General features: G+C 62.2%; 8 protein-coding genes and 2 pseudogenes. 5 read left to right on the forward strand and 5 right to left on the reverse strand.

Annotated features, from left to right (window positions below; genetic code table 11):
* The first annotated feature begins 87 nt into the window (after nucleotides 1-87).
* From JAO74_RS17200 to JAO74_RS17215, 5 genes and pseudogenes are all read left to right on the forward strand, one after another.
* On the forward strand, nucleotides 88-945 hold the full coding sequence (locus JAO74_RS17200) for a DUF6528 family protein (RefSeq protein WP_233151149.1): 858 nt from the start codon (nucleotides 88-90) through the stop codon (nucleotides 943-945).
* A gap of 102 nt (nucleotides 946-1047) precedes the next feature.
* Nucleotides 1048-1224 (forward strand): hypothetical protein, encoded by a 177-nt coding sequence (locus tag JAO74_RS17205; RefSeq protein ID WP_233151150.1) that lies wholly within the window; start codon nucleotides 1048-1050, stop codon nucleotides 1222-1224.
* A gap of 144 nt (nucleotides 1225-1368) precedes the next feature.
* Nucleotides 1369-2520 (forward strand): ROK family transcriptional regulator, encoded by a 1152-nt coding sequence (locus tag JAO74_RS17210; RefSeq protein ID WP_199041101.1) that lies wholly within the window; start codon nucleotides 1369-1371, stop codon nucleotides 2518-2520.
* Between the two features lie 250 nt (nucleotides 2521-2770).
* A pseudogene (locus JAO74_RS18915) lies at nucleotides 2771-3319 on the forward strand (GNAT family N-acetyltransferase); the annotation flags it as partial.
* A 19-nt stretch (nucleotides 3320-3338) separates the two neighbouring features.
* A pseudogene (locus JAO74_RS17215) lies at nucleotides 3339-4164 on the forward strand (DDE-type integrase/transposase/recombinase); the annotation flags it as partial.
* A gap of 13 nt (nucleotides 4165-4177) precedes the next feature.
* Here the strand turns inward: JAO74_RS17215 and JAO74_RS17220 are convergent.
* The 5 genes from JAO74_RS17220 to JAO74_RS17240 all read right to left on the reverse strand — a co-directional run bounded on the left by JAO74_RS17220 (nucleotide 4178) and on the right by JAO74_RS17240 (nucleotide 10621).
* A complete protein-coding gene (locus JAO74_RS17220; RefSeq protein ID WP_199041104.1) occupies nucleotides 4178-4315 on the reverse strand; it encodes a hypothetical protein in 138 nt (45 codons plus the stop codon).
* 212 nt (nucleotides 4316-4527) lie between these two features.
* A complete protein-coding gene (locus JAO74_RS19185) occupies nucleotides 4528-6339 on the reverse strand; it encodes a methyl-accepting chemotaxis protein (protein WP_199041107.1) in 1812 nt (603 codons plus the stop codon).
* On the reverse strand, nucleotides 6336-8375 hold the full coding sequence (locus tag JAO74_RS17230) for a TonB-dependent receptor plug domain-containing protein (RefSeq protein ID WP_233151151.1): 2040 nt from the start codon (nucleotides 8373-8375) through the stop codon (nucleotides 6336-6338). The genes JAO74_RS19185 and JAO74_RS17230 overlap by 4 nt, the downstream gene beginning before the upstream one ends.
* Before the next feature lie 11 nt (nucleotides 8376-8386).
* The gene (locus JAO74_RS17235; RefSeq protein WP_199041113.1) at nucleotides 8387-9022 is read right to left on the reverse strand and encodes a hypothetical protein; all 636 of its coding nucleotides are present in this window, start codon (nucleotides 9020-9022) and stop codon (nucleotides 8387-8389) included.
* 189 nt (nucleotides 9023-9211) lie between these two features.
* A complete protein-coding gene (locus tag JAO74_RS17240) occupies nucleotides 9212-10621 on the reverse strand; it encodes a methyl-accepting chemotaxis protein (RefSeq protein ID WP_199041116.1) in 1410 nt (469 codons plus the stop codon).
* Nucleotides 10622-10999: the final 378 nt, after the last annotated feature.

Genomic DNA, 10999 nt, shown 5'->3' on the forward strand with positions numbered 1-10999 from the left:
TGCATGTCATTTATTCACTATAGGTGACATAAAGATGACGGCATGCTATGGCGGCTTGCCGGGATCGAACGGTGATGAATCATGCTGATGTGGTTGGCGCTTCTGTCGGGATCGGTCGGACCTGAGCGCCCGCTCGCTTATGCCTGCGGCGATGATCAGGTCCGCGAAGTGCGAATCGAGGATGGGCGCGCGGCGGAGACGTGGCGCTGGACGGCGCGGGAGGCGTCCGAGCTGCCCGCCGACTATCGTGAGCGGCTGCTCGCGCACATCGACGAGTGCAAGCCGGTCGACGACGGGCGCTTGATCCTCGTCACCGCCTCGACCGGCGGGGCGGTGCTGATCGATCGCGTGTCGGGGCGGGTGGTCTTTCGCGCGCGTGTGCCGATGGCGCATTCGGCGGACCTGTTGCCCGGTGGTCGGATCGCCATCGCGTTGTCGATCGCGCCCGTCGGCGACCGTTTGCAGCTCTATGATCGGCGACGCAGCGAGCGGGTGATCCATACCCTGCCGCTCCCTTCGGGACACGGCGCGGTCTGGGATGCGAAGCGGCAGCGGCTGTTCGCCCTGTCGCACGATCTGGTGCAGGCGTTCCGCCTTAGCGGCCGCGGTAACGGGGCACGGCTGCACGAGACGACGCGCTGGACCTTGCCGGGCCGTCGCGACGGGCATGACCTGTCGCCAATGGAGACGGGACGCTATCTTGTTACCACCGATGACGGCGCATGGCGGTTCGATCCCGACGACGGCAGCTTCGCGCCCTATGCGCCGCTCAACCCCGCGCTGCGGATCAAGTCGGTGAGCGCGGCGGGCGACAGGATCGCATGGGTGCAGGCCGAGCAGAGCTGGTGGGCGCGCGGTTTCACCGTGATGGCGGCGGACGGCAGCGACCGACGGCGCATCGCGCTCGACGGCATTCACCTCTACAAGGTGCGCTGGATTCGCTGACACCTGCTCGCGTCCACGCCGCTTATTACGTCGCTCATGGGGTGACGAGCCTGTTGTGGACCGCCAGCGATCTGGTGACGATCCAGGCGCTGGTCAGCCTGTATGCTGGTGCGGCCTGTGTTGCGTGCGATCGGCGGCGTGACGCTGCCGTTACTGCTCGGCGCGATCGTGGGCGTCACCGATTTCGTCGGTTGGGCGTTGCTTCCACGGCCCGCGCGGGGGGCGGGAAGCTATGCTCGCTATACGATGGTTGGTAAGCTGGCGCGAGGCTGGCGATGACGGGACGCTCGATGGCTGCAGCCATTTCACGGCTGCGGGGCTGACGATCTCGCCGTCGGCGCAGCGGCCGGGCGTCTCATGGCCGCGCTGCTGCTCCTGCCGGGGCGCTTGACAATCGTGGCGCGGCAAGGCGCAAACATCAGAATGACCGACCGTTTCGCCGGCACCTTCGATCCCCGCTTCCTCCGAGCAGACGGACAGCGGACGGCGACCGCGAACGAGCGGGTGGTGATGTCGCTCCTCTCGCGCCGCGGCGCCGCCTCGCGCGCCGAGCTGGCGCGCGTGACCGCGCTCGCCCCGCATTCGGTCGGCCGGCTGATCGAACCCCTGCTGGAGCGCGGTCTGGTGGTGGAAGGCGCGCCGGAGATCGCCGGGCGCGGCAAGCCCGGCGCGCCGCTGCGCCTCGCGGCCGATGCGGCCTTCTCGGTCGGCGTGTCGGTCATGACCGACGAGGTCACGCTGGTGTTGGTCGATTTCGCCGGCACGATCCGCTTCCGTGCGGCGGCACCGCTGGACCGGACCGATTTCGACGCTGGGGCGCGGCAGATCGCCGCGTTGATCGCGCGGGCGGTCGCGGCTTCCGGTCTCGATCCGACGCGCCTGCTGGGCATCGGCTGCGGCGTGACGGGCTATTTCATCGGCGACGGCGCGCGGCTCAACCCGCCCGCCGCGCTCAATCCATGGGCGCTGCTGCCGCTTGACGATCTGCTCGCCGAGGTTCTTGGCGGGCCGGTGTGGGTCGACAACGACGGCAACGTGGCGGCGGTGGGCGAGGCGATGCTGGGGGTCGGCCGAACGTGCACCGACTTCGCCTATCTTTATTTCGCGGCCGGCTTCGGCGGCGGCGTGATGGCACGCGGCGCGCCGCTGCGCGGGGCAAGCGGCAATGCCGGCGAATTCGCGTCGATCCTGCCTGAGGGATGGCAGCAGCCCAACCTCGAAAGCTTGCGCCGCCATCTGGCGGAGCACGGAACCTCCTATGACGGCCTGCGCGCCATGCTGCGTGATCTCGATCCGTCTCTGCCCGCCGTCGAAGAGTGGCTCGATCGGTGCGCGCCGTCGCTGAACCTCATAGTCTCAGCGATTTCGGGCGTGCTCGATACTGCGACGATCGTGCTGGGAGGACGTCTGCCTCCGGAGCTGGCCGATCGGATGATCGGGAAGCTGCACTTTACCAACCCGGTTCGGCGCGGTCATCGCCGTCCTGTACCGCAGGTGGTGGCGTCGGCAATCGGCGACGATGCCGCGGCGATCGGCGCCGCGATGCTGCCGATCCGGGCCGCGTTCCTCGAATGACATTCCACGACCGGGCGGTCGCGTCCAGGATAACCCGGACGTGTCGCAATATGGCATGGGTTGCCTGGTCGGCTTCCCGTTATCCGATCCCGACGGGAAAGTGGGGTGACGGGGCAGCGTACCGCTATGGTAAGGCAGCCGCATGACGATCTTCCCCAAGCCCGTTCTGGACTACTGGCATGAAGCGTTCGCCGGTGACGGCAGCTCGACGTGGGCGGTAAGCGAAAAGTTGAACCCCAAACGCCCGGCGATGGTGCTGGAAGGGGTCGATGGCTGGGTGCGAACCGTATTGCGACCCGAGTTGATCGACCGGTTTCATCCTACCGCGGCGGATGTCGCGTCGATTGCCGACATACAGGACCTGTTGGAACGCGGCGGCGTCAGCCTGCACGATCCCGATTATCTGTTTTACCTTCCTGCGGACACACACGCCGTATCCGGTCGATCAACTGCCGCACGTCGCCTCACAATCGAGGATCGCGCTGCGTTCGAGGCGTTCCAAGCCGATGCATCAGAGCAGGACCGCGACGATGCGTTCGTCGAACTCGATCATTGGGCGGTGTTCGGTTGTTTTGACGGCGATCGATTGGTCAGCGCCGCCAGCGCATGTCGCTGGGAAAACGCTCCGGTCGCGGACCTGGGCGTCCTGACGCTTTCCGATGTTCGGGGAAGAGGTTTCGCACGCGCGGTCGTCCTGACGATCAGCGACTTTTCGCACCGGGAGGGATACGAGCCGCAATATCGTTGCCAGTTCGACAACCTTGCATCCGTCGCCCTTGCGAAATCGTGCGGCTTTGCGCTGTTCGGCAAGTGGTTAGTGGCATCTGACGTGCCCGATCGCGCGAACGACGGCGAACATGGCGCTGCTCGGCGACGTGCATCGGCTCCAGGTGCGTCATCAGGGGCGCTACGGGTCTCCCCGGATGCATGCCGCCCTGCGGGCGGAGGGCCGGCAGTGCAGCCGTGACTGTATCGAGCGCCTGATGCGTCGTCACTGCATCCGCGCGCTGGCCGGGCGCCGGTTCCGACCATGCACGAGCGACAGCCGTCACTATCTGCCGATTGCCCCGAACCTGTTGGCGCAACGCTTCGTAGCAAAAGCATCGAACCGGATCTGGCTCGCCGACATCACCTACATCGCAACCGGCGAAGGCTGGCTGTATCTGGCCGCGGTACTCGATCTGGCAACTCGCAAGATCGTCGGGTGGGCGGAGCAGACCAAGGTTACTGCGATGCGCAGCATCGTTGGAAAGGGTACGGAGGGGATGCGTGACCATATGCGAACCGAACCGCCACTCGCTGCCATGATGAAGGCCGCTCAGCGGCAGCGTCCAGCGCCCGGCCTCATCTGCCACCGGATCGCGGGCCGCAATATGCCGCCGGTGCCTATGTCGATTACCTGTCGGCGATCCGCGCCGTGCCCTTGATGAGCCGCACCGGCAATTGCTAACGACAATGCCCCGATGGAGAGTTTCTTCCACACCCTGACGGTTGAACTGGTCCACCAATGCCGATGGGAGATCCAAGGCGGAAGCCCGACAGGCACTGTTCGAATACATCGAAGGCTACTATAACCGGCGTCGGATGCACTCGGCCCTCGGGTATCTGACCCCTGAGCAAGCCGAGCAGCGCATGACCGGCTAACCCAGCGTGTCCGTCAGACCAAAGAAAGATCAACCCGACACACGAAGAACACGACCGCCTGCGCGAATGGTACGGCGGCCCCTACAACGCCGAAGACATCGACGAACGCTTCATCCGCCGCGCCGTCGCCGTCATCGCTATCCGCCGTCAAGCCGGCAAACTCGCCTCACAAAAGAACCACGCTCAATAACAAGGCGGTGTATCAACCACGCTGATGTCCCCGGCAAATCAGCCTACCGCGCAAGCCGCATAATCTGCGGCCTTCACGCCGCGCTTACGGTATAAAGCATATCGGGATGTCACAGGCGTCTGCCACAGTGAATGACCCTTCGAGCAGATAAACGGATTGCTTGGTCCCTTGCTTCAGCCCACGAGCAGCTTTCGAGTGAATGCTTGCGCATCGTTTGCGAGCCCGGCAAGTGCTCGATCCAGCGTCACGCCTGCAGTTCGAAGTCGCAACACAGCATTCAGGTTTTCTTCCGCTGAAGCGCTGATCCGTTCGTTTGCATCGGCAAGGGCGCCAGTCCGCTCCCTCACTTGTCCGATCTGCCCGTTGATCCTGTCGATCGACGACGATTGTCCCCGCGACATTGCAGCTACGCGTTCCGTAATGGTGTCCATGTCCGCGATAAGCTCTGTCAAGCTCCGGGTGCTCGACACGACGGTTGATATCTGTTGCTGCATCGCATTGATCTGAAGGCGCACGTCGTTGGTGGAAGCACCGGTGCGCTTTGACAGCGATTTTACCTCCGCTGCGACAACGGCAAAGCCAGCGCCGGCCGTTCCGACCTGTGCCGCCTCGATCGCTGCATTCAGCGAGAGCATATTCGTCTGTTTCGCGATGTCGTCGATGACGCCGGCGATATGTGTGATGGTCGCCGCCTGTGCCTGCGATCCGGCCACCGCTCTGGAAGCGCTGCATGCATGCTGCATGATCGAATGTGCCGCCTGTCGGGTCTCCTCGACTGCGCGGTCAATCGTATCGAACGCGCAACTGAGTGACTGGGTAGCTCTGCTGGCATCAAGCATTTCCTGTGTGAACAGGCGTGCAATCGTATCGAGGTCAACGGCCAACCTGCGATCGCCGTCGCTCGCCTCGCTGAGGTTGCCAGCGTGATGGTCAAGATGCGCCATTGCTTTCTGCGCCTCGCAAATGGCAGTCGATACGCTGGCCTCGAATGTCTGCGCGAGCGCGGCCAGGTCCCGGCGACGGCTCGCCTCGGCTTCGTCGCGGGTGCGGCGGATCGCCTCGATCCGGCATTTTTCCTGTCGCAGCGCGTCTTCACGAAGTAGCGTGGCCTGTCGTTCCAGCAATCTGGTTTCGCACCGCTGCTCATGGAAGCTTTGAAGGGTGAGGACCATCTGGCCAAGTTCGTCGCCGCGGCGCAGTGCGGCAAAATCAGGTTCTTCCCCGCGCATGACGGTATCGGTGGCGGTCGTGATGCCGGTGATCGATCGAACGGTCGAACGGCTGATCACATAGGCCATGACCATTCCCAGCGCCGCGGCGAACGTCGAACCGCAGAGGATACCAATCACGGTTACCCGCGTTGTGAAGACGGCATCGGCCGCGTCGGCGTCGGCACGTTCCACACCCGCCGCCGCCATCGCTCTGAGCCTGCTCTCAACGCGGCGAGCGTGGGCATGGAACGGAGCGACCATTTCGGCGCTGCTCGCGAAATCGACATCGAGCATCGACGTGATGACCTTCACTGTCGCGCCATAGCGTTCCAGATCGGCCTGAACGGCGTCCAGTGCGGCCGCATCGTCTTTATGCCTGCTCTGGAACTCCATCAGCTGGCCTTGTACAATCCCGAGATCACGCGTTATCGCGTCGGCACGCAAGCCGACCGCAGTCTCGGGGTTGGCAGCCTTCGCAACCAATAACCTGTACAGCGCGGAATCGACCGATTCGAAGCGCAATGCCGCCATGTTGAGTTCGCTGACGTCGCGCATGTCGGTGCGTACGATCCGTCCGACGCTGCGGTCGGCGATCATCAGGGCAAACGTACTGATAGCGACGATGAACAGAACGAGCGCCAGTAGCAATACAGGTGTCGCTGCCACCTTCCTGCTGAACGGCTGGTCAGCGAGACGCGCACGCAACTCGATACGGTCGGCGCAACGATCCGCAAATGTGAGCATGTGGTGCGGGATTGCAAACGAGCGCTTCACAGGCCGAGACGCAATCCAATGCGGACACGCCGATCGGCCGGAAGCGGCGATAGCGAGGCGCCACCGGCCACTGTCAGGTTTTCACCAGAGGCGAACACCTCCCATGCCCTGGAAGGGCGAAAGCCGACCCGGGCGTCCAATGCGACCGCACTGTCGACATCGAACAGCGCTACTTGCCCCAGCGGAACAGCCGGGGCGGTGGCGAATTGCCGTGTAGCGGCCGTATAACGGGTCACCGTCGAGAAATTCCATTGACCCCCCGGATCATATTCCAACACGATGTTCGCCTTATGCCGCGGCGTCGTGAGGGATGGCGACAGCGGTATGGGTGCGGGTGAACCCTGATCGTCGAGTGACTCGCGCGTATGCGTCCAGGTGTAGTTTGCCCGCCATGTCAAAAAAGACACATGCCCTGCGACCGACAGCTCGGTTCCATAGGTCGTATAGTCGCCTGCGGCATAGTATCGTTGTACGATCGTGGGCTTTGACGTGAAGATCAGCGTCGTCCGCTCGGGTGAGGCCAGCACGGGAGGCGCGATGGTGCCGGTCGTGCGGGTATAGAACGCCGTTGCATCGACACGGAAACCCCGCAGCTGCCGGGTATAGCCGAGCTCCCCGCTCCAGGTAGCTACCGGGGCGATCGTCGGCGATCCGGCCACAACGATCGAATAGGGCGGCGGCAGGGGAACGGACAGGCGGAAACCGTAATTCGTCAATGATGGCAACTGATAGCCACGACCGACATTGATACGGAACCGGCCATCGGACCCGGCCTGCAGCAATATCGCTGCGTTCAAACTGATCCGATCGAAGAACCGGTCATACTCCGCCGGATCGTTCACGGCCGGAAGCGCGATGACGCCGGACTGATCCAGCCACAAACGGTCGATCCTGATAGCTCCGGTCGTCGTTATCCGATCGGTCGGCTTCAGATCGATCATCACGTTCGCCGAGGCTACTTCATAAGAAATAACATCGGAATATTGTGCATCGCTGGTCAGACGGTTGCTGCGGTATTCCATACCAACGCGCAGCGTATTGGCGCGGCCCAAGCGATAAAGGGCCGACACCTTGCCTACCATGATCCGGTTGGCGAGCTCGAGACTGCGGGTCAAGCCGCCGATGCTCCCATCCGTGCCGTAGCGCGCGTCCAGCCAGTTGATGAATCCGTCGAGGGACACGCCGCCCCAGGCCGTATCCTGCCTGACCGTGGCATGCACGTCGGCATTACGATATAACTGGTTCGACAATAATTGGCTCGGGAGGAACTCGAGCTGTCGGTTCGACGCGTATCCCCCACCGAACGTTGCGCTGGTCCTGTCGGCTTGAAAGTGGAATTCTCCCGACACGTGATCGGCCTCGACGGGATATTGGGGCCTGCCGACGATGCCGGGGGGAATGTCGCGCTCGTCCTCGCGCAGCCGCCCCCCGGTCAGCTTGGCGTCAACGAAGTCGGTGATCGGCAGAAACAGCGATGCCGTCATCTGACTGACGCCGTGATTGCCGGCACTCAGTGTCGCCTTCAATGCACCTGTTGACCCTGGCTTTCTGGTCACGATGTTCACCACACCGCTCGCGGCGTTGAAGCCGAACAGGGCGCTGGCGGGTCCACGTACCAGTTCGATCTGCTGGATATCCTGGTTGGACACCCCCAGCAGATTCCAGTCGGTCATGCCATAATGGTCGAGATAGACCTGCCGCCCGTCGACGAGCACGAGCAATCGGGCATTGTATGTCTGCACGCCGCCACGCACAGCGACGTCACTTTGTCCTGCTGTCCAGCGGTTGACGTCGATCCCGGCATAGCTTTTCAGAATGCCCGGCACGTCGCGCGCCGGCGAGCGGGCGATCTGATCTGCGGTGATGATGAGCGTCGACGCAGGCAATTCCGACGCACGTTGCGGCTTACCTGTCACGCTGGTGGTGACCGGCTCTCCGACAACTGCCTGAAGCGCTTGATAGTCGATCGTCTGAGCGCCGACCATCGCAGGATGCGCTGCGAAAGCAACGGCAGACGCCGCAGTAAGATAACGCATGCAGTTCACGGTCATATCTCCTTGACCAGCATCAGGAATGCCGATCCGAATCTCGCACCCACCGCACGGGATGCGGCGCGGCTGACGGTGATTTGTGTGTGCGGACCTGATCCGATGCCAACCACGCACCGCCCGGCCTGTACGCAAGCAAGGTCCGACGTGATCGTCACGACAGAATTGCGGATCGCCGCAGCGGCGATGGCCTCCTGCTCCTTGCGCAGGCCGGCAGTAACGAAGGCAGCACGATAGCCACGCAGGCCATCCAGTGTCGTGGTGGCGATCCGCCTGGTTCGGATAACCGTGTTGCCGACCGGCATGCCGCTGCCGATGGCATGTTCGATCGCCAATGCATCGGCAATTGATGCGGCATTATCTGGGTTGAATATGATCGCCGCCTGCATCGGCCCCTTTGGCGCCGGCAACAGAAATGTCAGCACCCGTGCTGCAATAGGCGTATTCAATTCGGCCCAGAGTGGCAGGGGTGTACCGGTCATCAACACCAAAGCTGCGGCAGATCGCCAAAAGGTCGGACGATAAAGCAAGGGTACGCCCTCGCTGTTGCCCTGCTCTGTTGTCGCCTGACCAAGGCGAGAGGAGCGATGAATGCATCGTTTAGTCACGAGCGGCTCGACGGCATGATGACGCATGCATAACCCTTGATATTGGAGAGCATGATGTCTTTGGACATCGCTCGTTTTGCCCCCGCCTTTCAAAAAGCGGCCACGATCAATCAACGACTCTTTTCGACAAGAGCCTTTGATTTATTCGGAGAACGCCAGATCTTGGTGGGAGCGTATGAGGACGGGTAAGGTCCGCCTTGATGTCAGCCGATCGATCTAAGCTGACTTCCAGTCATCATCGTCGCCACAGGCGGTCAACGGAGCGAATTGCTTTGAGATATCACCAGATGACGAATAGCTCTGTGACCTGGTATAGTCTGGCCTGGTGATGTCTCGTCGATTTTGTTGCTGATTGCGCACTGAAATTTTGAAGTGGCTCGTTTTGCTGGTCAAAGTCGCAACCTCACTGGCGAGATTGCGTGCCGCGGCCGATGTCTCCTCGACCATGGCAGCATTCTGTTGCGTTGACCGGTCCATGGTCTCGACGGCCGACGAGATTTCGGAGACTGCTGTTGACTGCGCCTGATTGTCAGCCGCCATGGTCGCCAGTAGCGCGTTGACCTCCGTCACGTCGTTTGAGATGCCGGCCAGCGCACTATCAACTTTCGCCACCGCGTCGGCTGCCGTTACAATTTGGGTCTGGGTAACCGTCAACTGGTCGCGAGCGCGCTTCGCCTCTTCCTCGGCGCGCATTGCGAGCGCCGACACAAGGTCGGCAACTACGGCGAAACCCCGCCCTGCGTCGCCCGCCCGGCCGGCTTCCACCGCAGCATTCATAGCCAGTACCCGGGTTTGAAAGGCGATTTTATCGAGACCTTCGATAACGTCATCGATACCTTTTGCGCTTTCTGAAACGCCCGCCATTGCCCGAGCTGCCTCATCCGCAACGGCCCGACCCCCATGAACAGTGGCCATTGCCTGGTCAGCTCGCTCAACAGTTCGCGTCGCTGCCATCGCAGTTGCGCGCAACCGGCCGTCCATCTGCAGCACCGAGGCCGAAGTCTCCTCCAGTGAGGCTGCATTGCTCTCGGTGCGACGAGCCAAATCTTCCGAGGCCTGCGCGATCTCGCTCGATCCGATCCGTATGGCAGTCGCGCTATCCGACACGGCAGCGATGAGGGCACGGATCCCTTCGATAGCATCGTTGAAATTGCTCTTTACCGCGGCATACTCAATCGGGAGATCGGCCTTGATCAGCGCGGTGAGGTCGCCGTTACGTAACGACGTCAGGTGTGAGGTCAGCACCGCTACCAGGTCTTGCTGCGCTTCAGCCTGTCGTCCATGGGCGATCGCAGTCTCGCGAAAGGTGAACATCGCCTTCGTCATGCGACCCACGCAGTCCTTATACTGCGTGTATGCGATCATCGTATCGAGGTCGCCCCCGGCCAGCGCCTCCATGCGAACGACGGTCGATATATACGGCTCGCAAATCGCTTCACGCATCCCATGCGCCAGCATGATCATGCCTGCGGCGATGACAAAGCCTGCCAGGCCGCCGATGATCGGATAGCCGACGAAAGCCGCCACGAATGGCACCGCCACCGAGAGCGCGGTAGATGCAATGGTGACCGCCAATAAGACCAGCGTTTTTTGCCGGATTGGCAGCTGCTCTTTAAACCACAGCATCGTCGTTCCTTTGGTCGTTTCATCGATGGCTCTGGAGTGACGCGTGGACAGATCCGCCGAATGAACATTGAGCCTACATTGACACTATAGGCTTTTCCCGGGCGCGCCGGTCTGAGCTTGGGAAAAATACGTCTATAAATCAGTATTTTATATGGCAGTTTAACTGCCACTACCAAGTGAAACGGTGTCCGTCACAGCTGTTTACCTGGCGGCGTGAGGCACGTAGGGCGATGGAGTTGGCAGCGCCGATGTTCGTGAATGGCTGCGTGGTTTAGGCAACCTCGGAACCGGCTGGATTACAGCAGCTCGATGACGCGGCGGTTCCGGACGCTGGACCGCAATGCGGACGACGAGATCGACCGCACCGAGCTGCCCCGC

The sequence above is a fragment of the Sphingomonas mollis genome, assembly GCF_016427505.1.
In the GTDB taxonomy this organism is placed as follows: domain Bacteria; phylum Pseudomonadota; class Alphaproteobacteria; order Sphingomonadales; family Sphingomonadaceae; genus Sphingomonas; species Sphingomonas mollis.

Coding starts and splice junctions, on each gene's coding strand:
- JAO74_RS17200 (WP_233151149.1), top strand. CDS start 88: ATGTGGTTGGCGCTTCTGTCGGGATCGGTCGGACCTGAGCGCCCGCTC.
- JAO74_RS17205 (WP_233151150.1), top strand. CDS start 1,048: ATGCTGGTGCGGCCTGTGTTGCGTGCGATCGGCGGCGTGACGCTGCCG.
- JAO74_RS17210 (WP_199041101.1), top strand. CDS start 1,369: ATGACCGACCGTTTCGCCGGCACCTTCGATCCCCGCTTCCTCCGAGCA.
- JAO74_RS17230 (WP_233151151.1), bottom strand. CDS start 8,375: ATGCGTTATCTTACTGCGGCGTCTGCCGTTGCTTTCGCAGCGCATCCT.
- JAO74_RS17235 (WP_199041113.1), bottom strand. CDS start 9,022: ATGCGTCATCATGCCGTCGAGCCGCTCGTGACTAAACGATGCATTCAT.
- JAO74_RS17240 (WP_199041116.1), bottom strand. CDS start 10,621: ATGCTGTGGTTTAAAGAGCAGCTGCCAATCCGGCAAAAAACGCTGGTC.